Genomic DNA, 24,823 nt, shown 5'->3' with positions numbered 1-24,823 from the left:
AGCGCCACCGCCATGGCTGATGATATTGGCGGCGTGCTCGGAAGCCGGCTGTTCGAGCGCCTCGCGGCGCCCGAACGGGCCGCTGCAGCAGGGGAAACTGGCCTGGCCGAGGCCGTTGAGTCGATCAAGCGCCACCTGGTGGATCTGCTCAACAGCCACCCGGGGCACAGTGAATGTGCCCCGGCGCTGGGCCTGCTCGACTTCAATGACGCGACCATCGGCGTGCTCGATCTGGAGCTCAACATCCAGCGTGCGATACGCCAGTGCATCGAGCGCTTCGAGCCCCGGGTGCGTCGCGTCGAGGTCGAGTCGGTGCCCAATCGGGGCGACCCCCTGCAGCTGCACTTCCAGGTACATGCCACCCTGGCGCTGGGCCGCGAGAACGCCCAGACCACCATCGATCTGCTGCTCAATAACAAGCGCTATCAGTGCCTTGATTGATCGCCGTTGCCACCGAGGCTTGCATGCTCAATCGTTATTATCGGGACGAGCTCAACTTCTTGAAGCGCCAGGGTCGGGAGTTTGCCGAGGGCAATCCCGGCCTGAGTCGCTTCCTGTCCGAGCGTAGCACCGACCCCGACGTCGAGCGGTTGCTGGAGGGCTTCGCCTTCCTCACCGGGCGCATGCGCGAGAAGGTCGAGGATGAGTTTCCCGAGCTGACGCACTCGCTGCTTGGCATGCTGTGGCCCAACTACCTGCGCCCGGTGCCAAGCATGACGGTGGTGCAGTTCACGCCAACCTGGCATGCGCTGAGCGCCAGCCAGCGGGTGCCGCGGGGCACTGCCCTGGCCAGCCGCCCGGTGGAGGGCACGGCGTGCCGCTTTCGCACCTGCCACGAGGTGGCGCTCTATCCCCTGGCCCATGCCGGGGTCGAGGCGCGTCATTCGCGGGAGTCCTCGATCGTCGAGTTGGCGCTGGACGTGCACAGCGACCAGCCGCTGGATGCCCTGGGGGTCGACGACCTGCGCCTGCACCTGGGCGGCGATGGCTATACGGCGCGTACGCTCTACCTGTGGCTGAGCCACTACCTGGCGCGCCTCGAACTGGAGGTGGACGGCCAGCTGGTGCCCTTGCCCAGCAAGCTGCTCCAGCCGGTGGGCTTCTCCCGCGAGGATGCGCTGCTGCCCTATCCGCGCAACGTCTACCAGGGCTACCGCATCCTGCAGGAGTACCTCTGCTTCCCCGAGGCGTTCCAGTTCTTCGATCTGGTCGGCCTGGGCGATCACCTGCCGGCGCGGCATGCCGGGCGGGTCACGCTGCGGCTGGTGTTTTCGCGCACGCTGCCGGCGGATGCCAGGGTCCGCGACGAGCATCTGGCACTCTACTGCACGCCGGCCATCAACCTGTTTTCCCACGACGCCGATCCGGTCGATCTCAGCGGCGAGCGCAGTGAATATCGTATCCATCCCAGTAGCCGCTACCCGTCGCACTTCGAAGTGTTCAGCGTCGATGCGGTACACGGCTGGCTGGAGAGCGACGCGGGCAAGGTGCGCGGCGAGCCGCGCAGCTATGTGCCGTTCGAGAGCTTTCAGCACCAGATCGAGCGCGACCGCCAGCGCGAGGCGCTCTACTACCGGGTGCGCGTGCGCGACAGCCTGCGCGGCGACGGCTTCGACCACGATATCGCCTTCGTGCGCGGCGACGAACGCGCCTGCCTGGGCCTGCGCGAGACCGTCTCGCTGCGCCTGACCTGCAGCAACCGCGAGCTGCCCGAGCGCCTCACGGTGGGCGATATCTGCGTGCCCACCGAGGACAGCCCGGCCTATGCCGGCTTTCGCAATATCACCCGGCCGACGCCGGCGCTGCGCCCGACCCTCGACGGCAGCCTGCTGTGGACCCTGATCTCCAACCTGTCGCTCAACTACTTGTCGCTGCTCGAGCGCGACGCGCTGTGTTCGGTGCTGCGCGCCTACGACTTCCGGGCACTGGTCGACCGCCAGGCCGAGCGGGTCGCCCAGAAGCGCCTGGCCGGGATCGTGGCGATCGAGACGACGTCCATCGACCGCCTGGCGCGGGGCTTGCCGGTACGCGGGCTGCGCTCGGTGATGACCCTCGACCAGGAGGCGTTCGGCGACGAGGGCAGCCTGTATCTGTTCGGCAGCGTGCTGGCACGATTCTTCTCGCTCTACGCCAGCATCAACTCGTTCCATGAGCTGCACGTCATCAATCGCCACAACCGCGAGCGCTACACATGGACCTTGCAGTCGGGACAACAGCCACTGATGTAGCGCTGGCGCCCCTGCTGCGAGGGGCCCGCCGCTACGACTTCTACCAGCTCGTCGAGCTGCTGCACCGCCACCATGAGGATGACCTCGAGGCTGGTGGGGGCGGTAGCGTGGCCGAACGGGTGCGCTACCGGGCCTCGGCGTCGCTGGGCTTTCCCGGTAGCGACGTGGTGGCCCTGGCGCCGACCGCGGCGGGCCACTACGACCTGGAGGTGAGCTTCTTCGGCCTGCAGGGCGCCCAGTCGCCGCTGCCCGGCTACTACCTCGAGACGCTGGCCCACGAGGCCGCCCACCGCGAAGGGGTGGCCGGGGACTTTCTCGATTTCTTCAACCACCGCCTGCTGACCCTGGTGCACCGCAGCTGGCGCAAGTATCGCCACTACGTGCGCTACCAGGATGGTGCCAGCGATGGCTTCTCGGCGGCGGTGTTCGCGCTGGTCGGCCTGGCCGACGGCGAGCTGCGCGGCGAGACGCCGATCAACTGGAGCAAGATGCTGGCCTATGCCGGCCTGCTGGCCGGGCGCTCGCGCTCCCCGGAGGTGGTCAGCAGCGTGGTCGGCCACTGCTTCGATCTCGACGGCGTGGAGGTCGAGGAGTGGGTGATGCGCTGGGTCGAGATCCCCGCCGACCAGCGCAGCCGCAGCGGCATGAGCGGCATGACCCTGGGCCAGGACATGGTCGCCGGCGAGCGGGTCGCGGATGTCGGCGGCAAGTTCGCGCTGTGCCTGCGTGGACTGAGCCTCGAGCGCTTTCGCGACTTTCTGCCCGACGGCCGTGAGCACGCGCCGCTCAAGACGCTGGTCGACTTCGTGCTGCGTGAGCCGCTCGCCTACGACCTCGAGCTGGAGCTGCTGGAGAGCGCGGTGCGCCCCATGCGACTCGGCGAGGCCGGCAGCTGCCAGCTCGGCTGGACCACCTTCGTCAATCCCGAATCCGGCGGCGCCGCGCGGCGCCGACGAGTGCGCATCCAGATGACAGGTTAATGCCCATGCACGCGACCCGACACTCGGCCATCACCCTGGTGGTCACCAACAGCGAGCGCCTCGAGGGGCGCTCGACCAGCAGCCACGTGTTCCACGAGGCGGGCGGCACCCTGGGCAGCGGCGGCAGCGACGACTGGCTGCTGCAGGACCACGCCGGGCGCATCCAGCCGGGCCACGCCCAGCTGCAGCGCCAGGACGGGCGCTTCTGCCTGGTCGACCGCAGCGGCCAGACCTTCGTCAATCACGCCACCCTGCCGGTCGGCCGCGACCGGCGAGTCGCACTACGCGACGGCGATGAGCTGCTGGTCGGCGAGTACCGGCTGCGGGTTCACCTCGGCGACCGCCAGGCGGCCCAGCCCGGCGCCCAGCCGCTGGCGGCACTGGTCACCGAGGAACAGGAGGCGCTGGACGGCAGCGGGGCGCCGCTCAAGCAGGCCGCCCCGGCGCGCCATGACGATCCGCTCGAGGCGCTCGGCGAGTCGACCCCGGGAGCGCGGCAGCGCGACCCGCTCAGCGCGCTGGCCGACCCGGCCGGCGACGACGAGACGGTAATCGATGTGCTCGACAGCGCCTGGGACGAGACCCAAGCCCCGGGCGACAGGGCATATGACCTACACGATCGGCGTCAGGCGGCGATGCGCATGCCGGCCATCAAACAACGCGAGGAGACGGGCATGGACAGGAGTACGCAAATGGATGAACGGCTGCTGGACGATCTGGAACGCTCGGTGGGCGAGCAGCTCGAGGACCGCTGGCAGGAGCCGGCCCCCTCGGCGGCAGGGCACGTCGGCGCCGATCCGCTGCTGCGCGCCATGGGCGCCGAGCTGCGCTTTCGCGACACGACCGAGCAGCAGGCCTTCCTGCAGGAAGCCGGCAACACGCTGCGCGCGGCCATCGAAGGCCTGCAGGCGCTGCACCAGGCCCAGGACGATAGCCGCTACCCACTGCGCGACCGCCGCCTGCAGCCCATCGAGGACAACCCGCTGCGCCTGGGCCAGCCCTACCGCGAGACCGTCTCCACCCTGTTTGCCGCCGAGCGCAGTCCGGTGCACCTCTCGGCGCCGGCGGCGGTGGCCGAGTGCCTGGCCCACCAGGGCCAGCACCAGGCGGCGGTGGAGGATGCCATCGGCGAGGCGCTGCAGGCGATTCTCTCGGCCTTCGCTCCCGAGGCGCTGCTCAAGCGTTTTCATGCCTACCGCGGCGCCGGCAGCCGGGTCGAGGACGAAGGCGGCTGGGCCTGGGACATGTACCGCCACTACTTCCAGGAGCTCAACTCCGGGCGCCAGCAGGGCTTCGAGAAGCTGTTCTGGGAAGTCTTCGAGCAGGCCTATGACCAGTCGGTGCGTCGCCAGCAGCGGGAGGGAGCATGACTCATCTGACCTCCCGCTACGCCGGCTGGTGCTGTCTGGTACTGGTCGCCCTGCTGCTCAGCGGCTGCGCCTCGACCCGTGAGGCCGGCAGCAAGACCTGGCAGGTGCTGCGCGATCCGTCGATACCGGTAGGCTACCCCGAGGACCGTCCGACGCGGGTCGACCTGGCGATGATCGCCGAGCCCGACGTCAATCCCAACGTCGACGGCGAGGGCACGCCGCTGCGCTTCCAGATCCTCCAGCTCAAGGACGACTCGATGCTCATGGCCGCCGACCTCGGCCAGCTGCGCGACGACCTGGAGGAGGCGCTGGGCACCAACTACCTGACCCACGACGACTTCACCCTGCTCCCCGGGCAGTGGAAGTTCTACGAGCCGTTCGAGGTCGACGAAGAGACGCGCTATATCGGCCTCATCGCCTTCTACGCCAACACCGAAGAGGCGGAGTGGAAGAAGGTGGTCAAGGTGCAGTCGCGGGGCCAGCACTATCACCTGCTGGTGCATCTGCGCGCCCTGGAAGCCGAGCTGAGGAAGGAAGACTGATGGCCAGCCGCAACCGAGTGGTCTGGAGTGAGGGGCTGTTCATCAAGCCGCAGCACTTCCAGCAGCAGCAGCGCAGCCTCGAGGGGCTGGTCGACATGCGCCTGCGTGGGGTCAGTCATGACCTCTACGGCTTTCTGACGCTGGAGCTCAACGCCGAATTCCTCAGCTTCGGGCGCGTCGCCATCAGCCGCGCCAGCGGGGTGATGCCCGACGGCACCGCCTTCCAACTGCCGGATGACGACATCGAGCCTGCGCCGCTGGAGATCGACGACGCCTCGATCACCAACCAGGTGGTCTACCTGGGCCTGCCGCTGGCCACCGATGCGGTGGGCGAAGTGCACTGGCCCGACGACGCGCTGCCAGCGCGCTACCGCGCCTCGACCCGCCAGGTGCGTGACCTGCACTCCCGCGACGGCGACCACGCCGATCTCGAGGTGGCGCGGGTGGCGCCGCGGCTGCTGCTCGAGCGCGATGACCGCAGCGCCTACGCCTGCCTGGCGGTGGCGCGCATCGTCGAGCGGCGCGCCGACGGCAGCCTGGTACTCGATGACCAGTTCCTGCCGACCCTGCTCAACGTCCAGGCCGCCAGCGGCCTGCAGCGCTTCGTCGGCGAGATGGCCGGGCTGATGCGCGAGCGCGCCCGCAATATCTCGCAGCGCCTGGCCACGCCGCACCAGACCGGCGTCGCCGACGTCTCGGATTTCATGCTGCTGCAGCTGCTCAACCGCGCCCAGCCGCGCTTCCAGCATCTGGCGCGGCTCGGCCAGCTGCACCCCGAGCGGCTCTACGACACCATGCTCGAGACCGCCAGCGAGCTGGTCACCTTCACCGACGAATCGCGGCTGCCGCCGGAGTTTCCGGCCTACGACCACGACCACCCCGAGCGCGCCTTCCGGCCACTGATGCAGAGCCTGCGCCAGTCGCTGTCGACGGTGCTCGAGCCGCGCGCCCTGGCCATCCAGCTGCAGTCGCGGCGCTTCGGCCTGCTGGTGGCGCCGCTCTCGGACCCGAGCCTGCTCGACGCCGCCGACTTCATTCTCGCGGTGCGTGCCGACATGCCCCACGAACGGCTGCGCAAGCTGTTCCTGCAGCAGACCAAGGTCGCCAGCGTCGAGCGCATTCGCGACCTCATCAGCCTGCAGCTGCCCGGGGTGCCGCTGACGCCGCTGCCGGTAGCGCCGCGTGAGTTGCCCTATCACGCCGGCTACAGCTACTTCCAGCTCGACCGCCAGAGCCAGGCCTGGCAGATGCTCGACGGGGCCAGCGGCTTCGCCTTCCACGTGGCGGGCGACTTCCCTGGATTGGAAATGCAGTTCTGGGCGATCAGGAGCTAAGCATGCAAGACCTCACGATGACAGGCAGCAACGCTGCACAGGACCGCTACAGTCCGCTACGCCACGAAGATCGTATCGACAACAAGGGCCTCGACCAGCTGATCCACAGCCACGCCGAGCATCTCGATGCCGACGAGGACTACTGGTTCCGGCTGCGCGGCCACAGCCTCAACCCGCTGGTGGATGCGGCGAGCTCGCTGCTGGGCATGGTGGTGCGGGTACGCCAGCTCGACAGCATGGATGACATCGAGCGGCTCTATCGCCAGGTGGTCGACGAGATCGCCGCGATCGAGGTCGAGCTCACCGAGCAGGGCTACGACCGTCCGACCCTGCTCGCCTACCGCTACGTGCTCTGCTCGTTCATCGACGAAGCGGTGATGGGCAGCGACTGGGGCCAGCAGAGCGCCTGGGCGGAGCACTCGCTGCTGACCCGCTTCCACAACGAGACCTGGGGCGGCGAGAAGGTCTTCTCGATCCTCGCCCGCCTGCAGCAGGAGCCGCAGCGCTACCGCGACATGCTGGCCTTCATCTACCTCTGCCTGTGCCTGGGCTTCGAAGGGCGCTATCGCGTCATGACCCAGGGGCGCGAGGAGTACGAGCAGGTGGTGCGTGCCCTGGGCGACCAGCTGGCGGCCCTCGGCGAAGCGCCGGACGACATGCTCACCCGGCCGCTGGACAACGTGGTGCGCGGTCGCCGCCGCGGCGGCCGTGGCCTGCCGATATGGGCGATCTTCGCGCTGTTTGGCGTGGCCATGGTGGGCGTCTATCTGGGGCTCGCCTGGTCCCTCGACCAGCAGGCAGGCCAGGTCAGTGCCTTGCTCGATCAGATTCATCGTTAGGAGACGACATGCTCAGGGTAGCGCTTCCGGCACTCATCGGCCGACTCAATGCCATCGCCCGCCAGGGCCTGGAACAGGCCGCCGTGCTGTGCGCCGAACAGCAGGCGCCGGAGGTCACCGCCGGGCACCTGCTGCAGGCGCTGATCGACCAGCCGCTGTGCGACCTGCGCAGCCTGCTCGACACGCTGGAGATCGACGCCGAGACGCTGCGTGCGCGGCTGGCCGAGGAGACTCGCCCGGCCCAGGATCTCGAGGTCGCCACGCCAAGCTTCTCGCCGCTGCTGGTCGAGCTGCTGCAGGACGCCTGGCTGCTGGCCGCCACCGAGTACGGCCACCAGACGCTGCGCAGCGGGGTGATCTTCACCGCGCTGTTGCACAACGCCTCGCGCTACCTGGGGCCGCGCAGCCAGGCACTGCTCGCCGGGATCAACCGCGAGAGCCTGCGCACCAATCTCGAACGGCTCAGCGCGGATTCCGCCGAGGCCCCGCGTGACAGCGACGCAGCGCCAGCGCGGCGCAGCAGCGCCGCCGGCGAAGGCGACAGCGCCCTGGCGCGCTTCGCCACCTCGCTCACCGAGCAGGCCCGGCGCGGCGAGCTCGACCCGGTGCTGGGCCGCGATCCCGAGATCGACCAGATGCTCGATATCCTCGGTCGGCGGCGCAAGAACAACCCCATCGTGATCGGCGATGCCGGGGTCGGCAAGAGCGCCGTGGTCGAGGGGCTGGCGGCGCGCATCGTGGCCGGCGAGGTACCCACAGCGCTGGCCGATGTCGAGCTGATGACCCTCGACCTCGGCGCGCTGCAGGCCGGTGCCGCGGTCAAGGGCGAGTTCGAGAAGCGTCTCAAGGCGGTGATCGACGAGGTCAAGCATGCCGCCAAGCCGACCCTGCTGTTCATCGACGAGGCGCACACCCTGATCGGCGCCGGCAACCAGGAGGGCGGTGGCGATGCCGCCAACCTGCTCAAGCCGGCGCTGGCGCGGGGCGAGCTGCGCACGATTGCCGCTACCACCTGGCGCGAGTACAAGAAGTACTTCGAGAAGGACCCGGCGCTGTCGCGGCGCTTTCAGCCGGTGGCGCTGGCCGAGCCCAGCGTCGAGCAGGCGCTGGTGATCCTGCGCGGCCTGCGCGACGTCTACGAGCGGGCCCACGGCGTGCTGATCGGCGACAGCGGCCTGCGCGCCGCCGCGGCCCTCTCGGCGCGCTATCTGGCCGGCCGCCAGCTGCCCGACAAGGCCATCGACGTGCTGGATACCGCCTGTGCACGGCTCTCCCAGGCGCTGGAGACGCCGCCGCGGCGGCTCAGCCACCTCAAGAGCGAGCATCTGGCCACGCTGCGCGAGCGCGACCAGCTCGAGCGCGAGGCGCTGCTGGGCCGCAGCCCCGACGCCGAGCAGCGCGACGAACTGGCGGCGCGGCTGGGCCGGCTGGACGACGAGCTGGCCAGCCTGGAGGCGGCCTGGCAGCAGCAGCGCGAGTGCGTCGATGCCATCGTCGCCCTGCATCGCCAGCTGCTCGACGGCGAGGAGCACACCAGCGAGGAGCAGGACGAGGCCGACCCCCACGCCGCCCTGGCCGAGCACGAGGCGCGCCTGCGCGAACTGCAGCAGGCCTTCGCGCTGGTCAATGCCAGCGTCGAGGAGGCGCAGATCGCCCAGGTCATCGGCGACTGGACCGGGGTGCCGGTGGAGCGCATGACCAGCGACGAGTTGACCCGTCTAACCGAGCTGCCCACCCACCTGGGGCGGCTGGTGCAGGGGCAGGAGATCGCCATCGAACGGGTTCACCGCCACCTGCTCACCGCGCGCGCCGACCTGCGCCGCCCCGGCCGGCCGCTGGGCGCCTTCCTGCTGGTTGGGCCCAGTGGCGTAGGCAAGACCGAGACCGTGGTGCAGATCGCCGAGCACCTCTACGGCGGCCGCCAGTTCCTCACCACCATCAACATGTCCGAGTACCAGGAGAAGCACACCGTATCGCGGCTGATCGGCTCGCCGCCGGGCTATGTGGGCTTCGGCGAGGGCGGCCTGCTGACCGAGGCGATCCGTCAGCGTCCCTACTCGGTGGTGCTGCTCGACGAGGTCGAGAAGGCCCACCCCGACGTGCTCAACCTGTTCTACCAGGCCTTCGACAAGGGCGAGCTGGCCGACGGCGAGGGGCGCCTGATCGACTGCAAGAACGTGGTGTTCTTCCTCACCTCCAACCTCGGCTTTGAAGCCATCGTCGCCCACGGCGATGACCGCGAGGCGCTGGACGCCGCGCTCTACCCGGTGCTGGCCGACTTCTTCAAGCCGGCGTTGCTGGCACGCATGGAAGTGGTGCCCTACCTGCCGCTCTCCGGCGCGACCCTGCAGGCCATCGTCGCCGCCAAGCTCGAGACCCTGGCACGGCGCATCGGCGAGCGCCACCGGCACGCCGAGGTGCACCTCGACGACGCCCTGCGCGACGCCATCTGCGCCCGCGCCACGCGCAGCGAGAACGGCGCCCGCATGCTCGAGTCGGTGATCGACGGCGAACTGCTGCCGCCGCTCTCCCAGGCGCTGCTCGAGCGCATGGCGCGGCGCGAGACGGTGACTCGAGTGGCGCTGGGCGTGGATGCCGAGAGCGGCGCCTTTACCGCGGAGGTGGCGTGACACCATGAGTGCGCGGGCGATCGACATGGCGCAGGGCGAGGCGCGGCAGGCCGCGAGCCTGGGGCTCGCTGCCATGCCCACGGCGCTGGCGCTGGTCGAGTGCGCCACCCCGGCGGCCCTGCGCGCGTGCAGTAGCCGGCTGCTGCGGGACAGCCTGGGGCTGGCCTGGGTCGAGTGCCTGTTCGTCGAGGGCAGCGGGCGCTGGCTGGGCCGCGATGATGCCGATGTGCGCCTCGACTGCGACGACTTTCGCCACCCCTACGCGCATGCCATCCGGCGCGGCGAGCCGCTTGACCTGAGCGTGGCCGAGGCGCGCACGCGGCTTGATCATCCCGATTTCCAGGCCCAGGTGGCGGCGCTGCCGGGCGCCCTGCGGCTGCAGATTCGGCCGCTGCGCGCGCTGGATGGTCCCCGCGAGTGGCTGGGGGCGCTGGCGCTGGCCGGCGAGGCGGACACCCTCGCCGGGCTGGCCGCGGACGCCGAGTTTGCCGCCTTCGAGGCGCTGCTGTGCCGGCTGTGGGCGCGACTGGCGCGGGCCCAGGGCGAGCGTCAGCGTTCGGCGGTGCTGCGCGACTCGCTGGCCAAGCTCAACGATGGCGCCCGGCGCCAGAGCCTGGCCGACCAGCTGGCCGATGACCTGCTGGGGGATTCGGCGGCCATGCAGCGCCTGCGCAGCCAGGTGATTCGCGCCGCCGAAACCCAGCTGGCGGTGCTGCTGCAGGGCCAGACCGGCACCGGCAAGGACTGCGTGGCGCGCGCCATTCATCGCTTCTCGGCGCGGGCCGAGGGGCCGTTCATGGCCATCAACTGCGCGGCGATCCCCGAGGCGCTGCTCGAGTCGGAGCTGTTCGGCCACGCCAAGGGGGCCTTCTCCGGGGCCGACCAGGCCCGCGAGGGGCTGATCGGCCAGGCCGACGGCGGCACCCTGTTTCTCGACGAGATCGGCGACATGCCGCTGGCGCTGCAGGCCAAGCTGCTGCGCGTGCTGGAGAGCGGGCGCTACCGTCCGCTGGGGGCCAGCGACGAGCGCTGCGCCGACCTGCGGCTGGTGGCCGCCACTCACCAGCCGCTGCGCGAGCGAATCCGCGACCAGCGCTTCCGCGCCGACCTCTACTATCGCCTGGGCCAGTTTCCGCTCAGCCTGCCGCCGCTGGGCGAGCGGCGCGAGGACATCGCCCCCCTGGCCCAGGCCTTCGTCGCCGACTTCTGCGCCCGCGAGGGGCGCGACGAGGTAGGTATCACGCCGGCGGCGCTGCGCCAGCTGCGCGAGCGCGACTACCCGGGCAACGTGCGCGAGCTGAAGAACCTGATCGATTACGCCTGCGCCATGTCGCCGCCGGGGGCCGACCTCGAGGCCTCGGCGCTACCCGGCGAGGCCAGCGAGCCGGTCGCAGAGGCCCACGCTGCAGCGCCGCCAACGGCATCCGCGCGGGTCGATGACCTGCGCCAGGCGCTGCGCGACTTCGAGGCCGAGCTGATTCGTCAGCGTCTGCGCTATTTCGACGGCAACCGTGCCCTGGCCGCCGAGAGCCTCGGCGTGCCCAAGCGAACCCTGGCACACAAGTGCCGACTGCTGGAAGTGGATGCCCCATGAATGTGATGCGAGTGATATGGCCGAGCGGCCAGGCCGCCCTGGTGGGGCTGCTGCTCGCGCTGAGCCAAGCGGCCATTGCCGATCCGCTCGAGGCGGCGCGTGAGTGTGCCGCCGAGCCCTCGCGGCTCGAGCGCCTGGGCTGCTATGACGCCCTGTTTCAGGACCTGGACGAGGCGGCGGACGAGGTCGGCCTGCCACCGCTGTGGCACGCCATCGAGCGCCTGGAAGCCGGCCGCGATGCCGACGATTTTTCGCTGCGCGTCGACGCGCGTAACGGCGACGTGCTGCTCAGTGCCCCGGCCCGCGGTACCACGCCGCCGCGGCCGCTGCTGGTGATCGCCTGCGAGAAGTCGATCACCCGCTTCCAGCTGCACCTGCCCGAGGCCCTCGATGTGCCGCGGGCGGAGCTGACCCTGGGCGCCGGCGGCCGGGCGCTGAGCCAGGCGTGGCGGGTGCGTGATGCCGGCCATGTGGTCAGCGGCGGCCGCGGCTTGCCAGCGATCGAGACCCTGCGTCAACTGCTCGACGCAGACGAGCTGCTATTGGCCAGCGAGGTCGCCACCCTCGACGGGCTGCGCTTCGATATCGGCGAGCTGCGTCAGCGCATCCAGCCGCTGCGCGACAGCTGTCGTTGGTGAGGGAATCCATGCGTATCACGTCCGACACTCAGCTTGCCGCACTGCTCGCCCCGCTGGGCGAGTCGCGGGTCGGCGCCGACGTCGAGGAGAGCGCGGACTACCTGTGGCTCGACGAGGAGATGATGAAGGTCGGCTCGCTGCAGCACGGCGAGGTCGACTGGGAGGGCGCCGAGACCCGCGCCGTGCGCCTGCTCGGCCAGGCGGGCAAGGACCTGCGGGTACTGGGGCATCTGCTGCACTGCCTGCAGCGCGACGGCGACGCGGTGCGCTTTGCGCTGTCGCTGCGGCTGCTGGCCGGCTGCCTCGAGCAGTGGTGGGACGCCGCCTACCCCTATGCCGGGCCGCGTGGCGCCAAGCGTCGTCCGCGGCTGTTCGCGCAGTTCGCCCAGCGCGCGGTGAAGCTCGCCGCTGCGCTCGACTTCGGCAGCGCCGAGGACGAATACCAGGCCTGCCAGCAGGCCCTCGAGGCGCTGCGCGAGGCGGCCACGGCCCGCCAGCTGCCCGACGATGCCCTGGCCGAGCTGGCGCGCCAGCTGCACGCCCTGCGGCCAAGCCGTGAAGCGCCGCCCCCCGCGGCGGCGAGCAATGCCGCGTCGGCAGCCAACACCCCGGGGGCGAGCACGCCGCCGGCGAATAGCGCCACCAAGCTGCCCGAGCTACGCCTGGAGGCGGGCAACGAGCGCGCCAACCGCCAGGTGCTGCTCAAGCTGGCCGACTTCCTCAACGAGCAGTCGCCCGGCGATGCGCTCGGCTATCGCCTGCGCCGCCACGCCATCTGGACCGCGATCCAGGCGTTGCCGGCGTCGCGGGAGGGCGGCCGTACCGAGCTGGCGCCGGTCTCCGCCGACCGCATCGCCGACTACCGCGAGGCACTGGCCAAGGGCGGCGACCTGGCGCTGTGGCGGCGCATCGAGAACAGCCTGGCGGTCAGCCCTTACTGGCTGGAGGGCCACCGGCTAAGCGCCCAGCTGGCCGAGCGGCTCGGCCACGCTCGCTGTGCGGCGGCGATTCGTGACGAGGCGGCGCGCTTTCTCGAACGGCTGCCGGGCATCGAGGCGCTGAGCTTCAACGATGCCAGCCCGTTCGTCGACGACGAGACGCTGCGCTGGCTGCACAGCGCCCCCGGGGCCGCCGGCGAGGCGCGCGGCGGCGGCGACGCCGAGCCGTGGCAGGTGGCCCTCGACGCCGCCCGCGAGTGCCTCGACAGCGACGGGCTGGCGCCGGCGCTGGGCATGCTCGACCAGGGCCTGGCCGCGGCGCGCTCGCCTCGCGACAGCGCCTACTGGCGGCTGGCCAGTGCCGACCTGATGGCGGCGGCCGGGCTCGAGAGCCTGGCCCAGCAGCACTACCAGGCCCTGCACGACGCAGTGGCCGAACTCGAATTGGAGCAGTGGGAGCCGGCGCTGGTCGCACGGCTCCGGGCATCGCTCAAGGGCTGATGCCACGCAACAGGCGCCGCGCGCGCAGGAGCACGACCATGCACTACATAACGCACGACAGGGACGAGGGATAAGGCTCATGTGGAGAGGAATCAAGTCGGCGCTGGGCCGCTTCGTGCCTGGCGCATCACGCGCCCAAAGCAACGTCAATCAGGCCAAGGGCCACGCCAACAAGGCCAAGGGGCTCAAGCGCGTCATCGTGGCACTGTGGTGGCTGCTGCTGATCGCCCTGGTGGTGGCGATCTGGTGGCTGGGGCCGCGCTGGGAGGTTCGCGAGGTCTTCCCGCTCGGCCCCTGGCCCAATCGCCTGCTGGCGACCCTGGCGCTGGTCACCGTGGTGGCACTGGTATGGGGCGTGCGCCTGGCGCGCCGGCTGCGCCAGGTCGACGAGGAGCGCAGCCACGCCGAGCGCCTGCAGCTCGACCCGGCCCAGGCCCAGGTGGAGCGCCAGGAGGAGACCCTCGACGCGACCCTGCACGAGCTGGAGGACAGCTTGGGTGGCGGTGGCAGCGCGCGCTACAAGCTGCCCTGGTACCTGGTGATGGGCATCGAGAATGCCGGCAAGACCAGCCTGATCAACCGCTCCGGGCAGAACTTCTCCCTCACCCACGTGATGAAGGCCTCCGGCCAGGGCAAGAAGCACGGCCAGTTCGGCTTCGACTGGTGGATCGGCGACAAGGCGGTACTGATCGACCCCGACGGCGAGCTGCTCACCCAGGGCGCGCTGGAGGGCGGCGAGCCCCAGGAAGTCCAGAGCCGGCTGTGGGACCACTTCGTCGACTGGCTGGAGCACCGGCGTGCGCAACGCCCGCTGGACGGCGTGGTGCTGGTACTCGACCTGGCGCGCCTCAGCGATGCCCGGGTCGCGGTGCGCAAGGCCTACGCCTCGCTGCTGCGTGCCCGCCTGCGCGAGCTGATGGAGCGCCACGGCGCGCGCCTGCCGGTCTATGTGACCTTCAGCAAGATGGACCTGCTGCACGGCTTCGATGACTTCTTCCGCCACTACTCGCGGGCCGCGCGCCGCGCGCCGTTGGGCTTCACCTTCAGCCCCGAGTCGATCGAGCGGCCCGGGCTGTGGGAGAGCGAGTTCGGCGACTCCTTCGACGCCATGCTCGAGCGCCTCAATGCCAGCCTGCCGGCGCTGCTCGCCGAGTGCCGTGACCGTGAGGAGCGCGAGGCGGTGTTCCGCTTCGTGCGCCAGCTCGCCGGCTTGCGTGACGTGCTGCAGGGCTTCCTGACCGAGGCGCTGTCCAGCGACCGCTTCTCCACCGCGGCCATGGTCCGCGGCACCTACTTCACCTCGGTGTATCAGCAGGGCGTGCCCGAAGACCCCTTCGTCGACGCCGCGGCGCGCCGCTACGGCATGGCCGACAGCGTGCAGCCGGCCCATCGGGCGGCACGCAGCGCGCTCTACTTCACCGAGGAGCTGTTCGACAAGGTGATCTACCCCGAGGCGGGGCTGGCCGGCGACAACGCCCGCGCCGCCCGGCGTCGCCAGCGGCTGCGCCGCGTCAGCATGCTGGCGTGCCTGTTCGTGGGGGCGGCCATGGTCGGCGGCTGGAGTCACTTCTACCAGAAGAACGCCGCTGCGCTGGCCGATGTCGAGGCGCGCACCGAGGCCTTCCTCGCCGCGCAGCCCTCCGAGCTGCACAGCGACGACCCCACCGGCTATGCCCTGCTCGAACCGCTCGACCGCCTGCGCGGCGCCACCCTGGCCTTCGGCGACCACCGCGAGCAGATGCCGCTGATCGCCGATATGGGGCTCTACCAGGGCGCCGTGGGGCGCGACGTCGAAAGCGCCTACCTGGCGATGCTCGAGTACCACTTCCTGCCCTCGCTGATGGTCGGGATCATGGATGACATGAACCGTGCCGAAGAGGGCAGCAACGAGCAGCTGGCGCTGCTGCGCATCCTGCGCATGATGTCGGATGCTAGCGGCCGCCAGGCCGAGCGGGTGCACGACTTCATGGCGCGCCGCTGGCAGCGCGAATTCCCGCAGCGCGGCAGCGTCCAGGAGCGCCTGCTGGCGCACCTCGACTACGCCCTGGCCTTCACCGACCTCGAAGGCCATGCCGCCGCCGGCGACCGCCAAGCCGAACTGGCCATGCAGCCGCTGCGCGGCAGCATCGAGAGCGCCCAGCAGGCGCTCGCGCGCCAGCCCATGGACGAACGCGTCTACGCCACCCTCAAGGCCGGCAGCGACCGCCGCAGCGGCGCCGTGCTGGACCTGCGCCAGGGCGTCGGGCCGACCTTCAGCGCGGTGTTCATGGCGCGCGACGACGACCCCGCCAATGTGCGTATTCCCAGCCTGACGACGCGCAACGGCTTCGAGGGCTACTTCCTGCAGGAGCTCGACCAGGCCACCGACCTGGCGCTGATCGACCTGTGGGTGCTGGGCCAGCGCGACGATATCGACTTCAGCGAGGCCGATCAGCGCCAGCTGCAGGATGCCCTGCGCGAGCGCTACGTCAGCGACTACCACGTCACCTGGCGCCAGGCCCTCGACGATATCGCGCTGGTGCCGATCCCCGACATCGACCAGGCGGTGGTCGTGGCCGATGCGCTGCTCGGCGCCAGTCGCCCGCTGGACCGGCTGCTCGGCGAGGTCGCCACCCACACCCGGCTCTATCCCGAGCTGCCCGAGGACGACGAGACTGCGCGCCGCGCGCTGGAGCGCTCGCCGCGCTACCGCCTGGCCGGCGATATCGAGCGCCACTTCCGCGATCTCAACGGCCTGCTCGAGGCGCGCAACGGCAATCCGGCGCAGCTCACCGAGATCAAGGAGGCGATCGCCGAGCTGCGCGACTACCTGCGCCAGGTGCAGGGCGCCAGCGATCCGGGCCGCGCGGCCTTCGTCAGCGCTCGCGACCGCCTGGCGCTGCGCGGCGGCGACCCGATCCACAACCTGCAGCGCATCGCCGAGGACACCCCGGCGCCGGTCGACGGCATGCTCGAGAGTCTCGCCGACCAGAGCTGGCAGCTGCTGATGGCCAGCGCCATTCGCCACCTCGAGCACCAGTGGCTGGATGACGTGGTGGCGCCCTACCAGGAGCGCCTGGCCGGCCGCTACCCGCTGGCACCGAATGCCTCGCGGGACGTGGCGCTCGCCGACTTCGAGACCTTCTTCGCCCCCGGCGGCACCCTCGATGCCTTCTATCAGGACAACCTGCGGCCGTTTATCGAGGAGGCGCCCCAGGAGCTGCTCGATGCCGACGGCAACTCGCTGCTGCGCGACAGCGTGTTTACCGCCGTGCAGCGCGCCGAGCGCATCCGCGAGGCCTACTTCGGCCGCGACGGCGCCCTCGACGTGGAGTTCTCCCTCGAGCCGGTCAGTCTCAGCCCCGACAAGCGGCGCAGCGTGATCAGCGTCGATGGGCAACTGATCGAGTACGCCCACAGCGCCAGCAGCCGGGTCTCGATGATCTGGCCCAATGCGCTGCGCGGCGGCACCGAGAGCCGCGTGACCCTGGTGCCCAGCGAGGTCAACCGCTCGCCGCGCAGCCTGACCCGCGACGGCGCCTGGGCCTGGTTCCGGCTGCTCGACGAGGCCGAGATCACCTCGGCCAGCGAGCGTGAACTGGAACTGCGCTTCAGCGTCGACGGCGGCAGCGTGCGCTACCGCCTGAACGCCAACGGCTCACGCAATCCCTTTACCCGTCCGCTGGCTGCCGGCTTCCAGCTGCCCACCGCCCTCTACGCCGAAGGAGGCCTGGATGCTGAGGACACTTAAGCGGCTGCTGGGGGGCGAGCGCGCCTCCCCGCCTGCGCGGCAAGCCGGCCAGGCGCTTGGCGGTGGCCTGGCGGCGGCCCGGGAGGCGGATATCCAGCGCTTCCTCGACGCCGCCTGCCGCGCCGACGAGCGCAACCAGGCGCCCTGGGTGCTGCGCGACGAGGCGCGCATCGAGACCCTGCGCCGGGCGCTGGAGTTCACCCTGCACCGTGGGCTGTGGCTGCAGCGCGAGGCGCAAGGCGTGGCCCACTGGCAGGGCCGGCTGCTGGCGCTGCGCCACGCCGACGGGCCGCCGCTGGGCATGCTGCTGGCCTGCCGTCCCGACGACGAAGCCGCCTGGCAGCTGCGCTTCTTTTACATCGAGCCGGAGTGGCAGGGCAGCGCTCACGGCGCCCGGTTGCTGATGGCGGCGCGCCGCAGCCTCAGCGGCAGCCCGCTGCAGGTGCGCCTGCCGGTCAGCTGCAAGGCGGCTATTAACAGCCTGGAGGCCGCCGGCTTCCAACACATGCATACCGACGCCACCCAGGTGGCCAGTTTCGAGGCGCCGGCCGAGTGGCACTGACGGCGACGCCCTGACCAGAGGAGGACGACGGATGGGACGCAAGCTCGTACTCGTAGGAGATATCGGTACCGACCATGACGGCTTCCCGCCGACGCCGGTCATCGCCGGCAGCCCCACCACCATGATCGATGGCAAGCCGGTGGCGCGCCTGGGCGACCCCCTGGCCCCCCACGACAAGCCCAAGCACCCGCAGCACCCGCGCGCCATCGCCGAGGGCTCGGGCTCGATCCTGATCGACGGCAAGCCCGCCGCCCTCACCGGCCACGCGGTGGACTGTGGCGGCGTGGTGATCGGCTCCGCCACCGGGGAGGGCAGCTGAGATGGCCACCGGACTGCAATTCACCCTGGCCCTGGCCAGTGACGACGCCCTCGACCTGGCGGTGATCGACTTCACCCTCGAGGAGTCGCTCTCGGCGCCGTTCCGCCTCGCGGTCGAGTTCGCCAGCCGCGACCCCGACCTCAGCCCCGAGGCCTTCCTCGACCGCGAGCTGACGTTGACGATCTGGCAGGACGGCGAACCGCTGCGCCGCATCCACGGCATCGCCGCCGAGTTCAGCCGCGGCGACCGCGGCCACCGCCGCACCTTCTACTCGCTGGTGATCCGCCCGGCGCTTTGGCGCCTCTCGCTGCGCCACAACTCGCGCATCTTCCAGCAGGTCTCGCCGCTGACCATCATCAACACCCTGTGCGAGGAGCGCGGCATCACCGACGTCGCCTTCGCCGTCACCCGCGAGCCCGAAGAGCGCGAGTACTGCGTGCAGTACCGCGAGACCGACCTGGCCTTTATCCAGCGCCTGGCCGCCGAAGAGGGACTGTTCTACTTCCATGAGTTCGAAGACGAGGTTGGCGGCGCCCACCGCCTGGTGTTCGCCGACGACCCGCAGCTACTGACCGCGCTGGGCGAGCGCAGCTACCACAGCCGCGCCGGCGGCACCCCGCCGACCCGCCATGTGCGCCGGCTCAAGCAGGTCGCCCGGGTCGCCCCGGCCAGCGCCACCCTCAAGGACTACTCCTTCAAGCAGCCGGCCTATTCACAGCTCCACGAGCACGTGGCCGGGGGCCTCGAGGAACATGCGCAAAGAGACGACTACGAGCACTACGACTACCCCGGGCGCTACAAGCACGACGCCTCCGGCGAGCCCTTCACCCGCATCCGCCTCGACGCGCTGCGCCGCGACGCCGCCACCGCCGAGGCCGAGAGCGACCTACCCGAGCTCGCCCCCGGCAGCCGCTTCACGCTGAGCGACCACGACGCCGACAGCCTCAACCGCGACTGGCAGGTGGTGCGGGTCATCCACCGCGGCGAACAGCCCCAGGTCCTGGAAGAGGACGGCGTCACCCAGGGCGACGCCAAGGGCATGACCCGCTATTACAACCAGATCGTGCTCACCCCCGGCGACGCCGCCTGGCGCCCCGAACCGGACCCCAAGCCCCGCGTCGACGGCCCCCAGGTCGCCTTCGTGGTCGGCCCCGAGGGCGAGGAGATCCACTGCGACGAACATGGCCGGGTCAAGGTGCAGTTCCCCTGGGACCGCTACGCCGAACCCAATGACAGCGCAAGCTGTTGGATCCGCGTCGCCCAGGGCTGGGCCGGCGGCGGCTACGGCAGCATCGCCATCCCGCGGATCGGCCATGAGGTGATTATCAGCTTCCTGGAGGGTGACCCGGATCAGCCGCTGATCACCGGGCGCACCTACCATGCGGTCAATATCGCGCCCTACACGCTGCCCGAGCACAAGACCCGCACCGTGATCCGCACCCAGAGCCACCAGGGCGACGGCTTCAACGAGCTGCGCTTCGAGGATCAGGCCGACCAGGAGCAGATCTGGCTCCACGCCCAGAAGGACCTGGAACTGCTCACCAACAACGACCGCACCGAAGAGATCGGCCGTGACAGCCATCTCAAGGTCCACCACGACCGCATCAGCGAAATCGACAGCGACGACCACCTCACGGTGCACGGCAGCCGCCACACCCAGGTCGACGGCGACGACCACCTGATCGTCGACGCCACCCGCCACGAGAAATACGGCCGCGCCCAGCTGGTCGAGGCCGGTCAGGAGGTGCACCACAAGGCCGGCATGAAGGTGGTGATCGACGCCGGCGCCGAGATCACCCTCAACGCCGGCGGCAGCTTCGTCAAACTCGACCCCAGCGGTGTCACCATCGTCGGCCCCAGCGTCAAGATCAACTCCGGCGGCAGCCCCGGCTCGGGCTCGGGCCAGGCGGCGCAAGGGCCCAAGCTGCCGCGGGAGGTGGAAGCCGCGCCACAGTTCTCGCCGGTGGAGGCGCCGCAGCACGCCGCGCTGCTGCAGCAGCAAGCGCTATGCCCGGTATGTGAAAAGGGCAGTGACGGATGACGAGCATGCGGCATTGGCCACTGACAAATGGCCTGCTGGGCGGCGAGTGGCGCTGGCCGAGTGAGCACAAGGTATATCTGCTGCTCGACGGTGTGCGAGTGCAGGACTTGGCCCGTCGACTCTATGAATGGTCAGAAGGACGCTTGGAGGCGGACCTGCTGTATGCCGGCACGCCCTGGTCAGACGTCAATGACGTCTCGCCCTGGCTGGTGCACCTCGCCGGGCCAGAGGACCCCGTCTTGCGGCAGTTTCTGGAGGAGGGCCTCGTGCCGGAATGGGGCTACCTGATCGTCAGTGAGTCCGACCTTGTCGAGCTTGGCGACCATCTCCGCGGCCTGATCCAGGTCGTGCATCCCGCCGGTATTCCGCTGCTGCTGCGCCTGGCTGATCCGGCGGTGATTGCCGCACTCTTAACGCCGGATAGCTCGCCCGTGCAGGTGCCATGGGGGCCTATCGACAGCGTATTGGCGCCGGACGCTGTGGCTGAGGAGTGGCGCTGTTGGTCCCCCGCTGTGATCGATGCAGCCCCTAACTCGCTGGACCATGCGTATCGACTCTCAGAGCCGCAGCTCCAGCGACTCCAGGCCTGCGACCTGCGCCGCGATACTCGGCGACTGATGGCCTTTGTGGAGCGCCACTGTGTTGACTGGCTATCCGGCACCGGGGATGCGCAGCGTCATGAGCAGCTTGCCGCGATCATCGCGGAGGCGCGTGATTTCGGGTTCCACGCCCCACGCGAGTGGGCGCTGCTCTGTACCCTGATGGCCCGTCTCGGCATTACCACCTGGCGTGAGGGTGCCACCGATACCGTCGCCTACCGCTGGCTCACCGCGCCGGATCTCAGCGCTATCGCGCGTCTCGAGGCTGCCCTGCAAGCGGCCACCCCGCATTCATCCCCCGTCATGACATAGGGAGCCTGTCATATGTCCGCGTTCGAGCGACCCACCGATGACCGTGAAGATGGCGCCCTGGCCGCCTACGAGCTCTCCAATCGAGACTGCGATGAGGGTGGCACCTGTCCGCTGAACAGCGGCAAGGTGCAACTGCTGCCACTGCGCTATGGCCTCGTCGAGGAACTCGAGCCGGGATGCGCCACCCCCTATATCCTGAGCGCCCGGCCGCTGGGGATTCGCCTGCTGCGCAATGGCTATCTCTACGTGCTCGACGGAGAGACCAACGAACTCGCCGAGTACGAGTTTCGTGACCAGGGTGATGAGATCACCGGCGGCAAGCTTGAATACGATACCGACCGCACCCTCTACGTCTGTTTCTCCGAAGTGAAGTGGACCGACGCCAAGCGCGCCCAGGTGCTGGAAAGCGAGGAAGACCGCGACGCCTTTATGCAGGCCGTCGATCTCTCGGGTGCCAATCCCATCAACGGCGGTGGCGAACACCTGATCACCACGGCCCAGGCAGAAGCCTGGGTCGCCGAATTTGCCGAAGAGGCCGAACTGGAGCAGCCCGAAGACGGCCACGCGCAGGAAGGCGAGGCCTACCACTGGGAAAACGACCACTACTACCACAAGACCCGCCTCGGCAAGCTGCTCAAGCAGCATAAGGTCGAGGACCGTGACGAGTGCCTGTGCCTGGTCGTACGCGACGACATCGGCGTGATGCGCGACCTGGCCATGTATCAGGACAACGTGGTGGGGTGGATCGAGGAGTGGACGGAGGAGCAGGAGAAACGGACGCAACGCAACTATGTGCTGGGCTGTTATATTGAGTCCATCACCCAACTGACGGCAGAGACGCTGGAGTCGCTGGCGCCAGGTGAAGAAGGCTCGCCGGAGTTGGCGCTTTGGCAAGACCTGGAGGCACTGGAGGAGCCGAACAGAGAGCGCACTCGGCAAACGCTGCTCGACTACCTCAATACGGAGCAAACCCTGCCGCGGTCCTATGACCCTGATTTGCCGGATGAGCTAAGAGAAAGACTGCTCGAGTTAAGTTCGGACGCCAATCGAACCAATGCTTCCAAGATTCTGCAGAACCAGCAGCGGGAAATACGCCGCTACTACGCCAACGATGCCCTGGGGGACGCCGATAGTGAGCTTGTCGAGCGGCATCTGGATACCTTGATCGACCTCAAACAGACCAATAATCGGCGCGTTCGCGATATTCTGGAGGGGGCCTCCTTCGGTCAGCGCGGGGTCAACGACCTGATTCGCCGTGGCGAGATGGATCAATTCTTGGAACAGCAGCGGCCCAAGCTTGCGCGCTGGAACGCCTTGCTCGCACAAATCAGCCAAGATCGAGCTGAGATGTTGTGCTCAAGCGCCTTTCACGTCGCTGCCTGGTATTTTGACGCCGACAGTGAAGAACAAGTTGAGAAAGCGTTCTCGGCGGAATATGCCTGTACACGGGATATCTGCCGGGACGACGACGTCATCGAAAGAATCAAGCAGTGGCTCACCGAACACCCCGAGTATGATCGTCCCCTCTTTCATACCCGTAGCCTGGAGGAGCAAGCCGCGCTGATAAAGGACTACACGGCGCTCATCTCCGCGGGATACGGCATTCTGAATCACCTGGACAGCTGGGTTGATAGGCTAAAAGAGGCCGAAAATGGGAAACTGCCCGACCTGACGAAATTGCCGAAGGAGTTACAACCCTTGGCAAATGGTGCCAGAACCAATCTTACGCCTGCAGTGGGTGCTGGTTTAGCCAAGATCATGGAACAATTGCAACAGTCGATGGGGCAGGGCGATTTTGTCATGCCGGATCTTGAGGACCTGTTTCGCCAGCTTGATCCCCCTGCTGCATGGGCGCGCATCGTCGATGCTGCGAAGGAGAATGGCGCCCGCTTTGTTTTCTCGACGCAGAGCCTTGAAGAGCTGATGGACCTGGTGGAAGAGACCCTGGCCCTACGCCAGCGCCTGACTAGCCTGAACAATAGGCGGCAGGCGGCTTCAGGCACCGAACGTGAGCAGCTTAGTAATCAGCGCCGCAGTGTACAGGCTCAGTTAGAGGTTAACGAACATCGCCTGGCAGCGGGCTTGAGTCCGGTTGGTGACGTGGGGGCAGACGATCTTACCCTATCGGAAGGCGACAGCGGCCGCGTTGGCCTGGTACTTGAGTTCGATGATGCCGGCAAGGCCGTGGCGGTCGGCAGGCTAACCAGCAACCTTAGGCAAGGGATCTACCGTGCCCCGCCAGCGGGCCTATTGGGCGATGGTGTTGGGCTGTTGGTATTTATTGGGCAGGCGGTGGGGTTATGGGCAGCTTATAGTGCGCTGAGAAATGTAGAAGATGATGTGGCTAGTAGGGATTTAAATGCTTTAGAAAGGAGATTTTGGGCCGCATCATTCGCTACAGGTGCAGCAGCTTTTTTGGCAGCACAAAGTATTGGTGATACTGCACTTCAGTCCCAAGCGCGCGCGTTGGCGAATAGTGCCAATGCTAGCCGCACAAGCGGCATATATGCTCAACTAGGGCGAATGCATCATGCTCTTGGCTATGCAGGATACGGATTCGGCTTTTTTTCCTCGGCTTTTGGTATGTACGCTAATAGAGGTAACTGGCAAAATGCGGTACGCAGTGGTAATGGCAATGCTCAAGGGGCTGCTGCGATAGCAATGGTTGGCGATGCCGGCTTAATGGGTGCGCACGGCTATGGACTCTATTCCACCATCAGCACACGCCTCGCTGTTAGAGGAGGAATGACATGGGCAATGGCAGGCCCTCAGCTGGCATCGGTTTTCTGGCGTTTCAATGCCATTGGCTTGGCGTTTTCAGTGCTACAGCTCGGAGGTACCTGGCTCTATAATCGACACAATATTAGCCAGCATGATCAGTGGCTGTTGGCCTCTCCCTGGGGAACCGAGGAGGGCAATGAGTCACTTGAGCATTATCTCGATGAACTAAGGCGTATCAGCCAAGCCGCCCATATCACCTTGGAAGAGGTCTACGCAGAGAGCTGGCGTCCCAACTGGACGCGTAGCCCCGACTACTATCAGGTTGCGCTGCATCTACCTGGACTGTCCTCCGAGGCACTGCAACCCCCACTGGTTGGGCAGGCGCCCGTTCGCCTCTTGCTCAAGGCCTGGCAGGTGCAGCCTGTAAAGATCTGGCAGCGTGATGGCACGGTACGGGCACCGGAGCATTGGCTGGAGGCGACTAGCAAGCTGGCAGAAGCGCTGGCGCTAGGGACCGATGGCGATAAGGGCCATGTGCTGTTATCGGGGCTGGCGCCGAACCATCGGCAGACCCCTCATGGGTACGACACCGAGCACTGGGTGGTTGGGATACGTCTGGAGCACCTCGATGACGAAGGGGACTATCAGGCAAGCGACGTTTACATCTATATCGACCCGCGCGGTGGGACCGGTAGCGGCAAACGCTATATGCCCTCGGCGTTTCCCCGTCGAGGCGATCCGGGGAGCTGGTATGCTGTGGATCTTTGACCAGCAGGCGATAAGAGACGAAAGGGAACTCGACTATGAATAATAAGGGACCGGACTTGCCGCAGCCCGAGCTATCTCAGCCTCACTATGCGGGTGACGTGCAGTCGATTCCTGGTGGGCGCATCACCTACTTGTCGCCACTGCCCTTATCGACAGGTCAGCCGCCGCTAGATATGA

At 68.4% G+C, this 24,823-nt stretch carries 17 protein-coding genes; all 17 read left to right on the top strand.

Annotated features, from left to right (window positions below; all coding sequences use genetic code 11):
* Window positions 1-12 precede the first annotated feature (12 nt).
* Complete coding sequence (gene tssE, locus QC821_RS00820; protein WP_309715654.1) at window positions 13-441, top strand: type VI secretion system baseplate subunit TssE; 429 nt, start codon at window positions 13-15, stop codon at window positions 439-441.
* A gap of 23 nt (window positions 442-464) precedes the next feature.
* Window positions 465-2,228, top strand: coding sequence for a type VI secretion system baseplate subunit TssF (gene tssF / locus QC821_RS00815; RefSeq protein WP_309715651.1), 1,764 nt, complete (start codon window positions 465-467; stop codon window positions 2,226-2,228).
* Window positions 2,192-3,208 carry a type VI secretion system baseplate subunit TssG gene (tssG, locus tag QC821_RS00810; protein WP_309715648.1) on the top strand — a complete coding sequence of 339 codons (1,017 nt, stop codon included), beginning with the start codon at window positions 2,192-2,194 and terminating at the stop codon, window positions 3,206-3,208. Before tssF ends, tssG begins: the two co-directional genes overlap by 37 nt.
* 5 nt (window positions 3,209-3,213) lie before the next feature.
* On the top strand, window positions 3,214-4,578 hold the full coding sequence (gene tagH, locus QC821_RS00805) for a type VI secretion system-associated FHA domain protein TagH (RefSeq protein ID WP_309715645.1): 1,365 nt from the start codon (window positions 3,214-3,216) through the stop codon (window positions 4,576-4,578).
* Window positions 4,575-5,120 carry a type VI secretion system lipoprotein TssJ gene (gene tssJ / locus QC821_RS00800; protein ID WP_076745992.1) on the top strand — a complete coding sequence of 182 codons (546 nt, stop codon included), beginning with the start codon at window positions 4,575-4,577 and terminating at the stop codon, window positions 5,118-5,120. Before tagH ends, tssJ begins: the two co-directional genes overlap by 4 nt.
* A complete protein-coding gene (gene tssK, locus QC821_RS00795) occupies window positions 5,120-6,454 on the top strand; it encodes a type VI secretion system baseplate subunit TssK (protein WP_309715639.1) in 1,335 nt (444 codons plus the stop codon). Before tssJ ends, tssK begins: the two co-directional genes overlap by 1 nt.
* A gap of 2 nt (window positions 6,455-6,456) precedes the next feature.
* Window positions 6,457-7,293, top strand: coding sequence for a type IVB secretion system protein IcmH/DotU (gene icmH / locus QC821_RS00790; protein ID WP_083700624.1), 837 nt, complete (start codon window positions 6,457-6,459; stop codon window positions 7,291-7,293).
* 8 nt (window positions 7,294-7,301) lie between these two features.
* Complete coding sequence (gene tssH / locus QC821_RS00785) at window positions 7,302-9,923, top strand: type VI secretion system ATPase TssH (protein WP_309715635.1); 2,622 nt, start codon at window positions 7,302-7,304, stop codon at window positions 9,921-9,923.
* A 4-nt stretch (window positions 9,924-9,927) separates the two neighbouring features.
* The gene (locus QC821_RS00780; protein ID WP_309715633.1) at window positions 9,928-11,517 is read left to right on the top strand and encodes a sigma 54-interacting transcriptional regulator; all 1,590 of its coding nucleotides are present in this window, start codon (window positions 9,928-9,930) and stop codon (window positions 11,515-11,517) included.
* Entirely contained in the window at window positions 11,514-12,155 is a 642-nt protein-coding gene (gene vasI / locus QC821_RS00775; protein ID WP_309715630.1) for a type VI secretion system-associated protein VasI, read from the top strand. Before QC821_RS00780 ends, vasI begins: the two co-directional genes overlap by 4 nt.
* 8 nt (window positions 12,156-12,163) lie before the next feature.
* Window positions 12,164-13,594, top strand: coding sequence for a type VI secretion system protein TssA (gene tssA, locus QC821_RS00770; protein ID WP_309715627.1), 1,431 nt, complete (start codon window positions 12,164-12,166; stop codon window positions 13,592-13,594).
* A gap of 79 nt (window positions 13,595-13,673) precedes the next feature.
* Window positions 13,674-17,324: a type VI secretion system membrane subunit TssM gene (tssM, locus tag QC821_RS00765; RefSeq protein ID WP_309715624.1), complete on the top strand. Its 3,651-nt coding sequence runs from the start codon at window positions 13,674-13,676 to the stop codon at window positions 17,322-17,324.
* The gene (locus QC821_RS00760; RefSeq protein WP_076745997.1) at window positions 17,308-17,886 is read left to right on the top strand and encodes a GNAT family N-acetyltransferase; all 579 of its coding nucleotides are present in this window, start codon (window positions 17,308-17,310) and stop codon (window positions 17,884-17,886) included. Before tssM ends, QC821_RS00760 begins: the two co-directional genes overlap by 17 nt.
* 31 nt (window positions 17,887-17,917) lie before the next feature.
* A complete protein-coding gene (locus QC821_RS00755; RefSeq protein ID WP_076745998.1) occupies window positions 17,918-18,205 on the top strand; it encodes a type VI secretion system PAAR protein in 288 nt (95 codons plus the stop codon).
* A gap of 1 nt (window position 18,206) precedes the next feature.
* The gene (locus tag QC821_RS00750) at window positions 18,207-20,246 is read left to right on the top strand and encodes a type VI secretion system Vgr family protein (protein WP_309715617.1); all 2,040 of its coding nucleotides are present in this window, start codon (window positions 18,207-18,209) and stop codon (window positions 20,244-20,246) included.
* A gap of 5 nt (window positions 20,247-20,251) precedes the next feature.
* Window positions 20,252-21,157 carry a DUF4123 domain-containing protein gene (locus QC821_RS00745; RefSeq protein ID WP_309715614.1) on the top strand — a complete coding sequence of 302 codons (906 nt, stop codon included), beginning with the start codon at window positions 20,252-20,254 and terminating at the stop codon, window positions 21,155-21,157.
* 12 nt (window positions 21,158-21,169) lie between these two features.
* Window positions 21,170-24,646: a toxin VasX gene (locus QC821_RS00740; protein ID WP_309715611.1), complete on the top strand. Its 3,477-nt coding sequence runs from the start codon at window positions 21,170-21,172 to the stop codon at window positions 24,644-24,646.
* Window positions 24,647-24,823: the final 177 nt, after the last annotated feature.

Origin of the sequence: Franzmannia qiaohouensis, from assembly GCF_031451695.1 — a bacterium.
GTDB lineage: Bacteria > Pseudomonadota > Gammaproteobacteria > Pseudomonadales > Halomonadaceae > Franzmannia > Franzmannia qiaohouensis.
This window is presented reverse-complemented; position numbering and strand designations above follow the sequence as displayed.

Excerpts from the sequence above, each read along its gene's own strand:
- tssK (WP_309715639.1), top strand. The coding sequence starts at position 5,120 with ATGGCCAGCCGCAACCGAGTGGTCTGGAGTGAGGGGCTGTTCATCAAG.
- tssA (WP_309715627.1), top strand. The coding sequence starts at position 12,164 with ATGCGTATCACGTCCGACACTCAGCTTGCCGCACTGCTCGCCCCGCTG.
- tssE (WP_309715654.1), top strand. The coding sequence starts at position 13 with ATGGCTGATGATATTGGCGGCGTGCTCGGAAGCCGGCTGTTCGAGCGC.
- QC821_RS00740 (WP_309715611.1), top strand. The coding sequence starts at position 21,170 with ATGTCCGCGTTCGAGCGACCCACCGATGACCGTGAAGATGGCGCCCTG.
- QC821_RS00745 (WP_309715614.1), top strand. The coding sequence starts at position 20,252 with ATGCGGCATTGGCCACTGACAAATGGCCTGCTGGGCGGCGAGTGGCGC.
- tssJ (WP_076745992.1), top strand. The coding sequence starts at position 4,575 with ATGACTCATCTGACCTCCCGCTACGCCGGCTGGTGCTGTCTGGTACTG.
- tssM (WP_309715624.1), top strand. The coding sequence starts at position 13,674 with ATGTGGAGAGGAATCAAGTCGGCGCTGGGCCGCTTCGTGCCTGGCGCA.
- QC821_RS00755 (WP_076745998.1), top strand. The coding sequence starts at position 17,918 with ATGGGACGCAAGCTCGTACTCGTAGGAGATATCGGTACCGACCATGAC.
- tagH (WP_309715645.1), top strand. The coding sequence starts at position 3,214 with ATGCACGCGACCCGACACTCGGCCATCACCCTGGTGGTCACCAACAGC.
- QC821_RS00760 (WP_076745997.1), top strand. The coding sequence starts at position 17,308 with ATGCTGAGGACACTTAAGCGGCTGCTGGGGGGCGAGCGCGCCTCCCCG.
- tssG (WP_309715648.1), top strand. The coding sequence starts at position 2,192 with ATGGACCTTGCAGTCGGGACAACAGCCACTGATGTAGCGCTGGCGCCC.
- tssH (WP_309715635.1), top strand. The coding sequence starts at position 7,302 with ATGCTCAGGGTAGCGCTTCCGGCACTCATCGGCCGACTCAATGCCATC.
- QC821_RS00780 (WP_309715633.1), top strand. The coding sequence starts at position 9,928 with ATGAGTGCGCGGGCGATCGACATGGCGCAGGGCGAGGCGCGGCAGGCC.
- vasI (WP_309715630.1), top strand. The coding sequence starts at position 11,514 with ATGAATGTGATGCGAGTGATATGGCCGAGCGGCCAGGCCGCCCTGGTG.
- QC821_RS00750 (WP_309715617.1), top strand. The coding sequence starts at position 18,207 with ATGGCCACCGGACTGCAATTCACCCTGGCCCTGGCCAGTGACGACGCC.
- tssF (WP_309715651.1), top strand. The coding sequence starts at position 465 with ATGCTCAATCGTTATTATCGGGACGAGCTCAACTTCTTGAAGCGCCAG.
- icmH (WP_083700624.1), top strand. The coding sequence starts at position 6,457 with ATGCAAGACCTCACGATGACAGGCAGCAACGCTGCACAGGACCGCTAC.